This is a genomic window from Sphingomonas sp. ID0503, assembly GCF_048565625.1.
GTDB lineage: Bacteria > Pseudomonadota > Alphaproteobacteria > Sphingomonadales > Sphingomonadaceae > JBLZUR01.
In genome coordinates, this window is record NZ_JBLZUR010000002.1 from 1764947 (window position 1) to 1778494 (window position 13548).

13 protein-coding genes are annotated in these 13548 nt (G+C 68.2%); 9 read left to right on the forward strand and 4 right to left on the reverse strand.

The window, feature by feature from the left end:
* The first annotated feature begins 35 nt into the window (after nucleotides 1–35).
* The 4 genes from ACM608_RS09555 to ACM608_RS09570 all read left to right on the forward strand — a co-directional run bounded on the left by ACM608_RS09555 (nucleotide 36) and on the right by ACM608_RS09570 (nucleotide 4933).
* Complete coding sequence (locus ACM608_RS09555; RefSeq protein WP_419682995.1) at nucleotides 36–821, forward strand: 3-hydroxybutyrate dehydrogenase; 786 nt, start codon at nucleotides 36–38, stop codon at nucleotides 819–821.
* A gap of 2 nt (nucleotides 822–823) precedes the next feature.
* Nucleotides 824–1474 carry a DUF4893 domain-containing protein gene (locus tag ACM608_RS09560; RefSeq protein ID WP_419682996.1) on the forward strand — a complete coding sequence of 217 codons (651 nt, stop codon included), beginning with the start codon at nucleotides 824–826 and terminating at the stop codon, nucleotides 1472–1474.
* A gap of 72 nt (nucleotides 1475–1546) precedes the next feature.
* The gene (locus ACM608_RS09565; RefSeq protein WP_419682997.1) at nucleotides 1547–3562 is read left to right on the forward strand and encodes a PAS domain-containing protein; all 2016 of its coding nucleotides are present in this window, start codon (nucleotides 1547–1549) and stop codon (nucleotides 3560–3562) included.
* Between the two features lie 60 nt (nucleotides 3563–3622).
* Entirely contained in the window at nucleotides 3623–4933 is a 1311-nt protein-coding gene (locus ACM608_RS09570; RefSeq protein ID WP_419682999.1) for an amidohydrolase, read from the forward strand.
* Here the strand turns inward: ACM608_RS09570 and ACM608_RS09575 are convergent.
* Genes ACM608_RS09575 through ACM608_RS09585 form a run of 3 tightly spaced genes read right to left on the reverse strand, consistent with a single transcriptional unit; the run spans nucleotide 4911 to nucleotide 7653 of the window.
* Nucleotides 4911–5798 (reverse strand): NAD(P)H-hydrate dehydratase, encoded by an 888-nt coding sequence (locus ACM608_RS09575; RefSeq protein WP_419683000.1) that lies wholly within the window; start codon nucleotides 5796–5798, stop codon nucleotides 4911–4913. The genes ACM608_RS09570 and ACM608_RS09575 overlap by 23 nt on opposite strands.
* Nucleotides 5795–6559, reverse strand: coding sequence for a histidine phosphatase family protein (locus ACM608_RS09580; RefSeq protein ID WP_419683001.1), 765 nt, complete (start codon nucleotides 6557–6559; stop codon nucleotides 5795–5797). The genes ACM608_RS09575 and ACM608_RS09580 overlap by 4 nt, the downstream gene beginning before the upstream one ends.
* Nucleotides 6556–7653 carry a mannose-1-phosphate guanylyltransferase/mannose-6-phosphate isomerase gene (locus ACM608_RS09585; protein ID WP_419683002.1) on the reverse strand — a complete coding sequence of 366 codons (1098 nt, stop codon included), beginning with the start codon at nucleotides 7651–7653 and terminating at the stop codon, nucleotides 6556–6558. The genes ACM608_RS09580 and ACM608_RS09585 overlap by 4 nt, the downstream gene beginning before the upstream one ends.
* Before the next feature lie 132 nt (nucleotides 7654–7785).
* Between ACM608_RS09585 and ACM608_RS09590 the strand changes: the two genes are divergently transcribed.
* Both ACM608_RS09590 and ACM608_RS09595 read left to right on the forward strand, forming a co-directional pair.
* Nucleotides 7786–8601 (forward strand): ATP-binding protein, encoded by an 816-nt coding sequence (locus ACM608_RS09590; RefSeq protein WP_419683003.1) that lies wholly within the window; start codon nucleotides 7786–7788, stop codon nucleotides 8599–8601.
* Nucleotides 8602–8651: 50 nt separating this feature from the next.
* On the forward strand, nucleotides 8652–8780 hold the full coding sequence (locus tag ACM608_RS09595; RefSeq protein WP_419683004.1) for a hypothetical protein: 129 nt from the start codon (nucleotides 8652–8654) through the stop codon (nucleotides 8778–8780).
* 16 nt (nucleotides 8781–8796) lie between these two features.
* Here the strand turns inward: ACM608_RS09595 and ACM608_RS09600 are convergent, their stop codons facing one another.
* Complete coding sequence (locus ACM608_RS09600) at nucleotides 8797–10572, reverse strand: ABC-F family ATP-binding cassette domain-containing protein (protein WP_419683005.1); 1776 nt, start codon at nucleotides 10570–10572, stop codon at nucleotides 8797–8799.
* A 213-nt stretch (nucleotides 10573–10785) separates the two neighbouring features.
* On the opposite strand from ACM608_RS09600, the gene ACM608_RS09605 reads away from it, so the two are divergent.
* The 3 genes from ACM608_RS09605 to ACM608_RS09615 all read left to right on the forward strand — a co-directional run bounded on the left by ACM608_RS09605 (nucleotide 10786) and on the right by ACM608_RS09615 (nucleotide 13540).
* Complete coding sequence (locus tag ACM608_RS09605) at nucleotides 10786–11529, forward strand: 16S rRNA (uracil(1498)-N(3))-methyltransferase (RefSeq protein WP_419683006.1); 744 nt, start codon at nucleotides 10786–10788, stop codon at nucleotides 11527–11529.
* Nucleotides 11530–11581: 52 nt separating this feature from the next.
* A complete protein-coding gene (locus tag ACM608_RS09610; protein WP_419683007.1) occupies nucleotides 11582–12742 on the forward strand; it encodes an MFS transporter in 1161 nt (386 codons plus the stop codon).
* A gap of 402 nt (nucleotides 12743–13144) precedes the next feature.
* Complete coding sequence (locus ACM608_RS09615) at nucleotides 13145–13540, forward strand: hypothetical protein (protein WP_419683008.1); 396 nt, start codon at nucleotides 13145–13147, stop codon at nucleotides 13538–13540.
* Nucleotides 13541–13548 lie beyond the last annotated feature (8 nt).

Consider the following 13548-nt stretch of genomic DNA (forward strand, 5'->3'; position numbering starts at 1 on the left):
ATCCGCCACATCGTGACGGCAATGTAGGAGTTCCCATGTTCCTGTCAGGCAAGACCGCGCTCATCACCGGCTCCACCTCTGGCATCGGCCTCGCCTATGCCAAGGCGCTGGCGGTCGAGGGGGCTAACATCGTCATCAACGGCTTCGGCGACCCCGACGCGATCGAGACCGAGCGGAAGGGTCTTGAGGCGGCGAGCGGCGCGAAGGCAACGTATAGCGGGCACGACCTCAGCAAGCCCGACCAGATCGAGGCGATGATGAAGGAAGCCGCAGAGGCCTTCGGCGGTGTGGACATCCTCATCAACAACGCTGGCGTGCAGCATGTCGCCCCCGTCGAGGAGTTTCCGGTCGAGAAGTGGGATTTGATCATCGCGCTCAACCTGAACGCCGCGTTCCACACCAGCCGCCTCGCCATCCCGTACATGAAGTCGAAGAACTGGGGGCGGATCATCCAGACGGCGTCGGCGCATTCGCTCACCGCCTCACCATTCAAGTCGGCCTATGTGACGGCGAAGCATGGCCTCGCCGGTCTCACCAAGACCCTGGCGCTGGAACTGGCGACGCATGGCATCACCGCCAATTGCATCAGCCCGGGCTATGTCTGGACCCCGCTCGTCGAAAAGCAGATCCCGGACACGATGAAGGCACGGAACATGACCAAGGAGCAGGTGATGAACGACGTGCTTCTCGCGGGTCAGCCGACCAAGCAGTTCGTGACCGCCGAGCAGGTAGCGGCGATGGCGCTCTATCTCTGTCGCGACGAGGCGGCGCAGATTACCGGCGCCAACATGTCGATCGACGGCGGCTGGACGGCGCAATAAGCGTGGGCGCCGCCCGCTTCGCCACGATCGTTGGTATCGGTATCGGCACCTGCACCCTGCTGTCGGGATGCGGCGGAGGCGAACGCCCTGCCCTCTCCCAGACGGAAGCGCCTTCAGCAACCGACTGGCGATCGGTGGTGACCGATCCGGATCGCGAACGGTTGCGCGAATGGCGCACCGCCTGGATCGAAGCGCTGGCCGACGCCCGTGCCGCCGGAAAGGGAGCGGAGGTTGCGGCGGCGGGCGTGCTGCTGGAGCCGGATGCCGCCACGGGCGATCCCATGCCGCCGACGGGTGACTATCGTTGCCAGGTGACGAAGGTCGGCGCGAAGTCGGCGGGGATGCTGCCGTTCATCAGCTACCCGCCCTTCCTGTGCCGGATCGCCGAGGTGGGCGGCGCGGCGCGGTTCGAGAAGGTCACCGGATCGCAGCGGCCGCAGGGCATCCTCTATCGCGACAACGGCACCCGCCTCGTCTTCCTCGGCAGCATGGTGCTGGGGGACGAGCGGCGCGCGCGGCCCTACGGCGGGGACGAACAACGCGATCTCGCCGGTTTTCTCGAACGGATCGCGCCGGCGCGCTGGCGGCTCGTCCTCCCCCGCCCCGCCTGGGAATCGAAGCTGGACGTGCTGGATATCCGTCCGGTCACGTGAACAAACCGCACCGATCTGGATTGATGCAGGTCACAGCGTCTCGGCGTGGGTACAGGCTTGGGGGTATCGGGAATGGCGTCAGCGCCGCCGCAGGATTTTCAGGCGACAAGGACCGGGGCGGCGTTCCAGGATCTGATCGACGGCCTTTCCGCCGAAAGCTCTCCGCTGGGTTGCGCGTCGCGATGGTCGGCGCCTCTCCGCAATGCCGTGGCGCTGATGATGCCTGCCCGCGCCGAGATCGTGATGTTCTGGGGACCGGAATTCTGCGCGCTCTATAACGAGGCCTATGCGCCGACGATCGGCAGCAAGCACCCGCAAGCCTTCGGCCGTCCGGCGCAGGAGAGCTGGACAGAGCTATGGGACGATCTCTGCCCGCTGCTCACCCGTGTGCGGGAGACCGGGGAGACGGTCTACGCGAAGGACCGCCCCTTCTATATCGAGCGCGGCGCGGGCGGGGAGACGGTCTATTTCGACATTTCCTACTCCCCCGTGCCCGAAGAGGACGGCAGCGTCGGTGGCGTGCTCTGCATCGTCAGCGAGACGACGAAGCGGGTCGTCGCACAACAGACCGCCCTCGCCGACCGGGACCGCCTCTGGACCCTGGCGCGCGACCCGTTCCTGATCGCCGACAAGGCCGGCGTCTGGCTGGCGGCGAGCCCCGCCTGGACCGACATCCTCGGCTGGAGCGAGACGGAGCTGATCGGCCGTACCAGCGAGTGGATGGAGCACCCCGACGACCGGGGTGAGACCCGCCAGGAAGTTCGCGAGCTCGCCGACGGCAAGGAGACCTTGCGCTTCGAGAACCGCTTTCGCGGCAAGGATGGGCAGTATCGCAGCTTCAGCTGGACGGCCGTGTCGGAGGGCGACCTCCTCTACTGCGTCGCGCGTGACGTCACCCAGCGCCGCGCGGCGGCGGAGGCCCTGCGTCAGGCGGAGGAGGACCTTCGCCATGCGCAGAAGATGGAAACGCTCGGCCAACTGACCGGCGGGGTCGCGCACGACTTCAACAACCTGCTGCAGGTGGTGACCGGCAATCTGGAGATCGTGGGTCGCACGCTGCCGCCGGATCTCGCGCGAGCAAGGCGCGCGGCGGAGAGCGCGATGAGCGGCGCGCAGCGGGCGGCCACGCTGACCCAGCGACTGCTCGCCTTTGCGCGCCGCCAGCCGCTCGCCCCGAAAAGGGTCGATCCCAACCGGCTGATCGCATCGATGTCAGACCTCCTGCACCGGACCCTCGGCGAGGTTGTGGAGGTGGAGATCGTCCAGGCCGCACGCGTCTGGCCGGTCGAAGTGGACGAGAACCAGCTTGAGAACGCGATCCTGAACCTCGCGATCAACGCGCGCGACGCGATGCCGGATGGCGGGCGGCTGACCATCGAGGTCGGCAACACCTTCCTCGACAGCGACTATGCCGCATCGGAGACGGATGTGGCGCCGGGGCAGTATGTCGTGCTCTCGGTATCCGATACCGGCAGCGGCATGGACGCGGAGACGGTGAAGAAGGCGTTCGATCCGTTCTTCACCACCAAGGAGGTCGGGCGCGGCACCGGCCTCGGCTTGTCGATGGTCTACGGCTTCCTCAAGCAGTCGGGCGGCCATGTCCGCATCTATTCGGAGCTTGGCGAAGGCACGACGATCAAGCTGTACCTTCCGCGTTACCTTGGGCGGGATGGCGAGGAGCGGGTGCGCATCGACGAGACCGCGCCGGGTGCGGCGATGGCGGGCGAGGTGATCCTGGTCTGCGAGGACGATGCCGATGTGCGGACGTTCTCGGTCGAGGCGCTGGGCGAGCTGGGCTATGAAGTGCTGGCGGCGGGCGACGGCCCGTCCGCCCTGCGCGTGCTGGAGAGCGATCCGCGCGTCACCATGTTGTTCACCGACGTCGTCCTGCCCGGCGGCATGACCGGCGCGGTGCTGGCGGGCCATGCGACCACTTTGCGGCCGGGCCTGAAGGTGCTGTTCACCACCGGCTACGCCCGCAACGCCATCGTCCACCACGGTCGGCTGGATGCCGGGGTGGAGCTGATCACCAAGCCGTTCACCTTCGCGGCCCTGGCGCGGCGCGTACGGGAAGTGCTGGATCGGTAGGCGGTGAGCGTCACCCCGGGCTTGACCCGGGGTCCCGCTATTCTCCACCTTGGCGGGATGATGATCCGATCCACCCTCGCCGCCCTCCTCCTCACCGCCACCCCCGCCCTCGCCGATCCGGTCGCCGACGGGGTGGCGGAGGACATGCCGCAGCTGATGACGCTGTACCGCGACCTGCACGCCAATCCCGAATTGAGCTTCCAGGAGACGAAGAGCGCAGCGAAGCTGGCGGCAGCGGCGAAGAAGCTGGGGTTCGAGGTGACGACCGGCGTGGGCAAGACCGGCGTCGTCGCGGTGATGAAGAACGGGCCGGGCCCGGTCGTGCTGCTCCGCGCCGACATGGACGGGCTTCCGGTGGTCGAGCAAACCGGCCTTCCTTTCGCCAGCAAGGCGCGCGCGCTGACGCGGGAGGGGCAGGATACCGGCGTGATGCACGCCTGCGGTCACGATACGCATATGACCAGCTGGGTCGGTACGGCGCAGCGTCTGGCGGCGATGAAGGATCGATGGTCCGGCACCCTGGTGATGATCGCCCAGCCCGCCGAGGAGATCGGGTCCGGCGCGACGGCGATGCTGGACGACGGGCTCTACACCCGCTTTCCCAAGCCGAACTACGCCGTCGCCTTCCACGATTCCGCGCAACTGCCCGCCGGCGTGATCGGGATCGTGCCGGGCTATGTCATGGCTAATGTCGATTCGGTCGATGTGACGGTAAAGGGCGTCGGCGGGCATGGCGCCTACCCGCAACTCGCCAAGGATCCGATCGTCCTCGCCTCGCGCATCGTCGTCGCGCTGCAGACGCTCGTCTCGCGGGAGAACGACCCGTCGGAGCCGGCGGTGGTGACAGTGGGGTCGTTCCAGGCGGGCACCAAACACAACATCATCCCGGCCGAGGCGAACCTCCTCATCACCGTGCGCAGCTATAAGCCGGAGGTGCGCAAGGCCCTGCTGGACGGCATCGCCCGGATCGCGCGGGGCGAGGCGATCGCGGCGGGCATTCCCGAGGACCGGATGCCGGTGGTGACTGTCAAGGACGAGTTCACCCCCGCCACCTTCAACACCGACCCGCTGACCGCGAATATGGCCAAGGTCTTCGCCGACCGCTTCGGCGCGGACCGCGTGCGGGAGGGCAAGGCGCAGATGGGCGGCGAGGACTTCAGCCAGTTCTACCTCGCCGACAAGCAGGGCGTGCAGAGCCTGCTGTTCTGGGTGGGCGGCGTACCCAAGGCGAACTGGGACAAGGCCGGCGGCGACGTGACCAAGCTGCCGTCGATCCACAGCCCGTTCTGGGCACCGGATGCGGAAACCACGGTCCGCACCGCCACCGAAGCGATGACAACGGCGGCGCTTACCCTTCTAAAGAAGCCATAAGGCCTGGAACCTCCGTCAGCAGTTCGCGCGCGAGGAACCCGATTGGGCCGATCTCACGAGCGAGCTTGCGCCCTGCCTCGCCATGCAGCCACACCGCCCAGGCGGCGGCGGCAAGCGGATCATGCCCCCGCGACAGCAGGCCGCCCGCGATACCCGCGAGCACGTCGCCCGAGCCGCCCGTCGCCAGCCCCACGCCGCCCCCTTCGTAGCGCAGCGTTGTACCATCGGGTGCCGCGACCACGGTGCGGGCGGATTTGAGCACGATCACCGCGCCGAAGCTCTGCGCGGCATCGCGCGCGGTGGTCTCGTCATCCGCCGCGACGTCCTCCTCGGCGCAGCGGAGAAGGGCGGCCATCTCGCCATGATGCGGCGTCATCACCACGCGCCCGCCATGATCGGCGATCAAGCGGCCGAGCTTGCCCGAGCAGGAGATCGCGGCGGCATCGAGCACCAGGCTCATGCCATCGCGCGCTTCCCCGAGCAGCGCCTTCACCAGCGAACGAACCCCCTTCGGATTGCCCATGCCGGGCCCCATTACCAGCGTGTCACAACGGCCGAGCGACTCCCGAAGCGCCCCGAGGCCGCCTGCGGTCAGGTCGCCGCCTTTGCTGACCGGCAGGCCGAGCACCCCCGCCTCCGGCACCGCCATCGCGAGATGATGGGCAAGCGGTGCGGGTCCGCCGATGCGCACCTTGCCGGCGCCCGCGCGCAACGCCGCCTCCGCCGCCAGCCGGATGGCGCCAGGGGCGATCAGCGATCCGCCTACCGCCATGACGGTGCCGCGCGCGTTCTTGTCGACCTCACCCTCCGGCAGGCGGAGCGGATGCGCCGCGAGCCACGCCGCGTCGAGCGCCACCACGCTCATCCCCGTGCCGCGACCATCGGATCGGGCGCGCGGGTGACCGGCGCGTCATCCTCTTCCATCGGCGCGGTGACGTTGTAGCGGAGGAGGCGGAGGTTGCCGCGCTCACCCATGCTCTCGTCGAAGACATATTCGGTCACGGAGCAGTTCGCGACGTCGGCCTCGCGGTCGATGGCGAGGATCTCCGCCTCGCTCAGGTTCTCGATCACATAGCGCAGGCACAGGACGACGACCTGATGCGCGACGATCATCACGTCCATGCCGGCATAATGGAGCGATACCGTGTCGAGCAGGCTGCGGAGGCGCAGGATCACGTCGGCCCAGCTCTCCCCACCCGGCGGCCGGTGGTAGAACTTGCCGAGCAGGCTGCGGAAGGCGAACTGGTCGGGCATGGTCGCCTCGATCCCGGCGGTGGTGAGGCCGTCGAGGACGCCGAACTCCTTCTCGCGCAGCCGCTCGTCACAGCAGACGCGGACCTCGCCCGGCGCGCCGCCTGCCGCACGGAAGCGCTCGGCGGTGGTCATCGCGCGGACATAGGGAGAGGCGAGGATCACCTGCGGCCGGCTGTTCCCCTTGCCCGCCGCGAACCAGTGACCGAGCGAATCCGCCTGACGCTCGCCAAGCGGCGACAGCGGCACGTCGACATCGCGGATAGGAATGTCGATACGATGCTGCCCCGCCTCATGCGCGGCGTCGCGGGCGACATTGCCCGCGCTCTGGCCGTGCCGGACCAACCACAATCTGGCCGGCCAGCTCCCGCTCATCCCGCGATCCTGCGCGAGAAAAAGTCGAGCGTGGCGTGGCTGACGCCTTTCAGCCGGTCGATGATGCGCTTGACCGCCTGGCTCTCGCCGCGCGGCATGATGAGGACGGCGTCGTCTGTCGCGATGACGATGAGGTTGGAGATTCCGACCGCCGCCACCATCGGCCCGTCGCTCCGGATCAGGCAGTTGCGGGTATCGATCGCGTGAACCTCCCCCGACTGGACATTGCCATGCTCGTCGCGGACGGCGAGCGCGTGGAGCGCGTCCCAGCTGCCGACATCGGACCAGCCCATGTCGACCGGCACCACCGCCACGCGCTCCGCCTTCTCCATGACGGCATAGTCGATCGAGTCGGACGGCGACGCACCGAAGGCCGCAGCGTCCGGGTAGACGCGCTCACCCTCGCGATAGGCTTCGTCTATTGCCTTGCGCGTGGCGTCGAGCATGTCGGGCGCGAAGGTGCCGAGTGCCTCCAGATAGGCGCCGGCGGTGAACAGGAAGATGCCGCCGTTCCAGCTGAAATTCCCTTCCAGCAGATAGGCCTGCGCCGTGGTGAAATCCGGCTTCTCGACGAAGCGTGTCACCTTGTGGACACCGGGCTCGATCGCGTCGCCGCGCTGGATGTAGCCATAGCCCGTCTCCGGCGCGTTGGGCGTAATGCCGAAGGTGGCGAGCCAGCCTTGTTCGACCAGCGGGGCCACCCGCTCGACCGCCGCGCGGAACGCCTCGACATCGTTGATGACATGGTCGCTCGGCATCACGAGCAGGAGATCGTCGGCGTCCGCCGCCAATGCCGCGAGTGCGATCGCCGGCGCGGTGTTGCGCGCCATGGGTTCAAGGATGATCGTACCGTTGGTGACGCCCGCCTCCTGCAATTGCGCGGAGATCAGGTCGGCATGGGCGGTGTTCGACACCACAATCGGCGCGTTGAACCGCCCGCCGTCGCGCGTGCGCTCAAGGGTCAGCTGGAACATCGTCGCCTCGGCGGTCAGGCTGAGGAACTGTTTCGGCGTGCTGGTGCGTGACATCGGCCAGAGCCGCGTTCCCGATCCGCCAGAGAGAATCACCGGCGTGATGCGTCGCCTGTCCGTCATGCGTAGTCATGCCCCCTTCGTGCGACACTGTGCCGCCGCTCGCGTGAACGCGCTTCGGCATGTCCGGTTTCGCGGATCTTACGCAGCCGGAACATTTCGTCCATCTGTCCCGAATGGGTAAAGGCAGTGCCCATGACCGACTCCTTCGACCGTATCGCCGCCGCGCTGGAGCGGCTCTCCCCCGCACCCTGTCCCTCCGCTGATCCTGCGGCCTTCCCGGCTTACATCTGGCGGGGCGGCGTGCTGGGCGCGGTGCGGGCGTTCCGGCCCGTCCCGATCGCCCTCCTGACCGGGATCGATCCTCAAAAGGCGGCGGTGCTGGAGAACAGCCGGCGGCTCGCGGCTGGCCTGCCGGCGCATGACATCCTGCTCTGGGGCGCACGCGGGGCAGGCAAGTCGGCGCTGACCAAGAGCGCGGTGGCGAGCTTGCAGGCCGAAGGCGCGGAGATCGCGCTGATCGAAGCGGCGTCGGATGCGCTGGATACCCTGCCGGCCCTGTTCGACCTGCTCGCCCCGGTGCCGCGCGCCTTCGTCCTGTTCCTCGACGACCTCGCCTTTTCCGAAGGATCGGACGCGCCGCGCATCCTCCGCTCGCTGCTGGAGGGCGGGGCCGAGGCGCGGCCGGAGAATGTGCGTCTCACCGTCACCTCCAACCGCCGCCACCTCGTTCCCCGCGACATCGCTGAGCAATCGAGCGCGATCAACGCCCGCGACGTGGTGGACGACAAGCTGGCGCTCGCCGATCGCTTCGGGCTCAGCCTCGGCTTCCATGTCTGCGACCAGGACACCTATGTGGCGATGGTCGCGGGCTACGCCGAGGCGCACGACCTGACCTTCAACCCGCATGACGCGATCGAATGGGCGACAACCCGCGGCAGCCGATCGGGACGAGTCGCCTGGCAGTATGTCGTTGAACTTGCAGGACGACAGGGCAAACGCCTCGCCTGAGGAACAGCACCGTTCACCGCGCGTTCACCCTCACAATCAGGGAGAACCAGATGAACCGCGCAGCCGTAGATAAGTCTAGCGACATCGAGCCGCGCGGCTTCAACTGGCCCATGTTCGGCGTGGTGGCGCTGTTCGTACCGGTGCTGGGCGTCGTGAAGTATTTCGGCCTGGTTTTATAGCAAATGACGCAACGATCTACCCGCCGGCCAACTCCGCCAGCTCCAGCCATCTGAGCTCCGCCTCTTCCTTGCGCCGGCGCGCCGTTTCCAGTCCGGTCATCAACCCCTGAAACTTCGCCGGATCACGCGTGTAGAGGTCTGGGTCCTCCAGCGCCTTTTCGTCGCGGGCGATCGCCGCATCCAGCTTCTCGATCTCGGCGGGTAGCAGGTCGAGGTCGCGCTGGTCCTTGTAGGAGAGCTTGGACTTGGCCTTCACCGCTGACTGTACCACATCTGCTTTGGGAGCAGAGGGTCGCTTGACCTCGGACCGGACCGTCCGCTGCTTCTGCCAGTCCTCATAGCCGCCGGCGACGATATCGACCTTGCCCGACCCATCGAGGCCGAGCGTCACCGTCACCGTACGGTCGAGGAAGTCGCGGTCGTGGCTGACGATCAGGACGGTGCCCTGATAGTCGGCGATCACCTCCTGCAGCAGGTCGAGCGTCTCCAGGTCGAGGTCGTTGGTCGGCTCGTCCAGCACCAGCAGGTTGGAAGGCCGCGCGAACTCGCGCGCGAGAAGGACGCGGCTGCGCTCGCCGCCCGACAAAGTACCGACCTTCGCCTCGGCGATCGACGGCTCGAACAGGAACTCCTTGAGGTAGCCGTGGACGTGCTTCTTCACGCCCTGCACCTCGATCCAGTCGCCGCCATCAGCCAGCACCTCGCGCACCCGCTTTTCCGGAGCCATCAGCTTGCGCTGCTGGTCGATGACGATGCCGTCGAGGGTCTGGGAGAGCTTCACCCGACCCTCATCGGGCGGCAATTCGCCGGTAAGGAGCTTGAGCAGCGTCGACTTGCCCGCGCCGTTCGCGCCGACCACGCCGATGCGGTCGCCGCGCGTCACGCGGAAGGTCAGGTCGTCGATGATCGTGCGGTCGCCGAACCGCTTGGTCACATGCTCCGCATCGATGACGATCTTGGTCTTGTTGTCGTCCGCCGCGATGGCGATCCGGGCGGTGCCCTGCGGCCCCATCATCGCCGCGCGCTGCGCCCGCATCTCGTAGAGTTTGGAGAGGCGGCCCTGGTTGCGGCGGCGGCGGGCGGTGACGCCGCGCTCCTTCCAATGCTCCTCGATCTTCAGCTTGGCGTCGAGGCGCTCGGCATTGCGCGCCTCCTCCTCATAGACCTTCTCGGTCCACGCCTCGAACCCGCCGAAACCCACCTCCGCCCGGCGGATGCCGCCGCGATCCAGCCAGAGGGTCTGGCGGGTGAGCCGCGTCAGGAAGGTACGGTCATGGCTGATGACGACGAACGCGCCGTTGTACCGGGCGAGCCAGCTTTCCAGCCATTCGATGGCGGCGAGATCGAGATGGTTGGTCGGCTCGTCCAATAGCAGTACGTCCGGCTCCATCGCCAGCGCACGCGCGATCGCGGCGCGGCGGCGCTCGCCGCCCGAGGCGGTCGCCGCATCGCGGGAGAGGTCGATGCCGATCTGATCGGCGATCGCCTCCACCTCATGCGCGGGCGGAGCGTCTTCGCCGGACATCGCATAGTCGCGCAACGTGGCATGGCCCGCCATTGCCGGCTCCTGTTCCAACAGGATGACCCGCGTGCCCGGCACGATCGTACGCCGCCCCTCATCCGCCTCGATCCGCTTGGCGAGCAGCTTCAGCAACGTGGTCTTTCCCGCCCCATTGCGGCCGATCAGGGCGAGCCGGTCCCGCTCCCCGACATAGATGTCGAGATGGCGGAAGAGCCAGTGCGTTCCCTGGTTGAGGCCGAGGTCTTCGAAGGCGAGGATGGGTGCGGGCATGGAGGGGCAGATAGGCGGGCAGGCGCGACGGGTAAACCTGTGTGGGCCCTCTACAGCCTCAACCTGCCCGCCTCCTCCCTCAACACCGTTCGCCCTGAGCCTGTCGAAGGCCAGCGAAACGGTGAGCGCTGGGGCTTCGACAGGCTCAGCCCGAACGGCGTTGGGGATGAACGGGGGTAGAGGCGCGATGCAAGGCCCACTAAACCCGCGCCCATGCCCGCCATCCCCGCCTGGCCGCCCGCCTCCATGCCCCGTCTGTTCGTGGAGCAGCCCCTCTCCGCCGACCTCCCCCTCCGCTTGGAAGGCGCGGCGGCGAACTATCTCGGCAACGTCATGCGGCTGGGTCCGGGCAACGGCGTGAACCTGTTCGACGACCTGACCGGAGACTGGGCGGCGCGGGTCGAGGCGGTGGGCAAGCGCGCGATCGAGCTGACGGTCGCCGATCACCTCCGCCCGCGCGAGGCGGTGCCCGACCTCTGGCTGGTCGCCGCGCCGATCAAGAAGGGACGGATCGACCTCGTCGCGGAAAAGGCCTGCGAACTGGGCGTCGACCGCCTCGTGCCGGTGATCACCCGGCGGACGGTGGTCGAGAAGCCGAAGCTGGAACGCCTGCGCGCCCATATGATCGAGGCGGCGGAGCAATGCGGGCGCAACGCCCTCCCCTCGCTCGCGGAGCCGGTCGGCTTGGCGGTGCTGCTGAAGGACTGGCCAACCGACCGCGCGCTGTTCTTCGCCGACGAGACCGGGGGGGAGCCGGCGCTGGAAGCGATGCGCGCGCATCGCGGTCCTGCTGCGATCCTGATCGGCCCGGAGGGCGGGTTCGATCCGGCCGAGCGAGAGGCGGTCCGGGCGCTCGCTTCCGCACGCGGCATTGGCCTCGGCCCGCGTACCCTTCGCGCGGAGACGGCGGCGATTGCGGCGATCACGCTGTGGATGGCGGCGGCGGGGGACTGGTGAGCTTGCCAGCGCCAGCTTCACCCTGAAACTTAATGCCCCTATCCGCCCGCCCATGCCGCTGACCCTCAAGCCCCTCCCCACCTTCATCCTCGCCGTCGCCGGCACCATGCTCGGCCTCGCCGGCACTGACCTGATCCTACCCGCCGTCCCCGGGTTGCCGGCGATACTCGGCGGCGATCTCGCACGCGCGCAGCTGGTCCTCGCCAGCTTCACCGCAGGGACGGCCTGCGGGCTCATCCTGTTCGGGGAGCTTGCCGGGCGCCTCTCGCAACGCCTGCTGCTGACCTATTCACTGGTCGCCTACTCGCTGACCTCACTCCTCTGTGCCAACGCCACCGACATCGACATGCTGATCGGCCTCCGCTTCGTGCAGGGGGCGGCCGGGTCGGCGGCGGCGGTGTTCGCGCCGGGGCTGATCCGCGCGGTCTACGGCCATGACAAGGCCGTGCGGGCAATCGGCGCGCTCGGCAGCATCGAGGCGCTGACCCCCGCCCTTGCGCCGATCGCCGGCGTGTGGCTGCTGCACGCCTATGGCTGGCAAGCGTCCTTCGACCTGATCGCCGCCCTCGCCATGCTGCTCGCGATCCTCGTCGCCTTCGTGCGCCTGCCCGACGTCTCGCGCGCAGTGCATCCCGGCGGCTTCTTCCGCCTGATCCGCGACCCCGTCTTCCTGCGCTATTCGGTCAGCCAGGCCTGTACGCTGGCGGCGCTGCTGGTGGTCGTCTTCGCCGCGCCCACGGTGTTCACGCGCACGATGGGCGGAAGCCTGAGCCACTTCATCGAGATGCAGATGGCCGGCGTCGCGACCTTCATCGTCGCCGCGAACACCGCCTCGCGCTTTTCCTCCGGCGAGCGGCTCATCCTTACCGGCACGGCGCTCTCGGCCGCAGCCGGGACAGGCATGGTTCTCTACGCTCTGGCGGGCGGCGGCGCGATAGCGGTGATCATCGCCCTCTTCATCACGCTCAACATCGGCCTCGGCCTGCGCAGTCCGAGCGGGTTCCACACCGCCATCCTTGCCGCGCGTGGCGACGACGCCCGTGGATCGGCCTTCACGATCCTCGCCATCCTGGGCCTGACATCCCTCGGCACCGCAGCAGTGGCACCCTTCGTCACGCGAGGACTGATCGCACCGGCGGTTGGGGCCGCGGTCCTCTCCCTAAGCGGGCTGGCGCTGCTGCGCCTCCCCAAGCTGGAGCCGCAGCATCGCTGAGACGTAGATGGCCGCCGCAGCCCGGGAGGGAGGGAGGGCTGCGGCGGCCATCGAAGGCAGGTCGGTCCGTAGGGCATCGGGCAAAGGGGACGCACTCCGCCTGTCAAGGCCCGCCTCATCGCCGAACAGAGCCCGGCTGAAAGGAGACCGGGGCGGCGGGTTCGAGCACCGCCCCCGATACCCAACAGTCGTTCTCATTTCCTATGACGGGCCTGCAACGATCGGGGTGCCGGGACGTGCTGGCGGGTCCACGATCCGCCTTGCTCGTCGCCACCCTCTTCGGGCGAATCAGGACTTCAAGCCGGCGGGCTGATTCGCGCAGCCTCTGCGGCCTTGCACCTGCAGAGCGTTCGTCTAAGTCGGCCTTTCCCAAGGCCGACAGCGAGAAACCGGAAGGTTGTCATGACGAAGTCCGCAACCGAGGTGATGCAGGAGATCATGTTCTCCGCCGTGATCGACGCGGTGGGGGCGCTGAAGACCGCGTCGAAGGGCCTGCCAAACAACCTGCTGCGCGACATCAACGCCGTCCACGCTAACGCGACCTTCGCCGATCTGCCGGCCGAGCTGCAGGCCGCGATCAACGAGAGCGTGCGTCAGGCCTTCAACCGGCTGCTGAAGGAAGGCTATTCGGTCGCCCCCGGCCGCCCTGCCCCCGCGCCCTCGCGCGCCGTGCCGCGCGACCCCAACCGCACCGGCGACCGGCCGCGCCGGGGTCCGGCCCCCGATCGCCCCAACAGCCGTGGCCCGCGCGGACCGCGTCCCGGCGGACCTCCGGGCGGCGGGCGGCCGAAGCCCTGAGAGTTGTG

What these genes read in the sequence shown, in the direction of transcription:
- ACM608_RS09555 (WP_419682995.1), top strand. Translation starts at nt 36, where the DNA reads ATGTTCCTGTCAGGCAAGACCGCGCTCATCACCGGCTCCACCTCTGGC.
- ACM608_RS09565 (WP_419682997.1), top strand. Translation starts at nt 1,547, where the DNA reads ATGGCGTCAGCGCCGCCGCAGGATTTTCAGGCGACAAGGACCGGGGCG.
- ACM608_RS09570 (WP_419682999.1), top strand. Translation starts at nt 3,623, where the DNA reads ATGATCCGATCCACCCTCGCCGCCCTCCTCCTCACCGCCACCCCCGCC.
- ACM608_RS09575 (WP_419683000.1), bottom strand. Translation starts at nt 5,798, where the DNA reads ATGAGCGTGGTGGCGCTCGACGCGGCGTGGCTCGCGGCGCATCCGCTC.
- ACM608_RS09580 (WP_419683001.1), bottom strand. Translation starts at nt 6,559, where the DNA reads ATGAGCGGGAGCTGGCCGGCCAGATTGTGGTTGGTCCGGCACGGCCAG.
- ACM608_RS09585 (WP_419683002.1), bottom strand. Translation starts at nt 7,653, where the DNA reads ATGACGGACAGGCGACGCATCACGCCGGTGATTCTCTCTGGCGGATCG.
- ACM608_RS09590 (WP_419683003.1), top strand. Translation starts at nt 7,786, where the DNA reads ATGACCGACTCCTTCGACCGTATCGCCGCCGCGCTGGAGCGGCTCTCC.
- ACM608_RS09595 (WP_419683004.1), top strand. Translation starts at nt 8,652, where the DNA reads ATGAACCGCGCAGCCGTAGATAAGTCTAGCGACATCGAGCCGCGCGGC.
- ACM608_RS09600 (WP_419683005.1), bottom strand. Translation starts at nt 10,572, where the DNA reads ATGCCCGCACCCATCCTCGCCTTCGAAGACCTCGGCCTCAACCAGGGA.
- ACM608_RS09605 (WP_419683006.1), top strand. Translation starts at nt 10,786, where the DNA reads ATGCCCGCCATCCCCGCCTGGCCGCCCGCCTCCATGCCCCGTCTGTTC.
- ACM608_RS09610 (WP_419683007.1), top strand. Translation starts at nt 11,582, where the DNA reads ATGCCGCTGACCCTCAAGCCCCTCCCCACCTTCATCCTCGCCGTCGCC.
- ACM608_RS09615 (WP_419683008.1), top strand. Translation starts at nt 13,145, where the DNA reads ATGACGAAGTCCGCAACCGAGGTGATGCAGGAGATCATGTTCTCCGCC.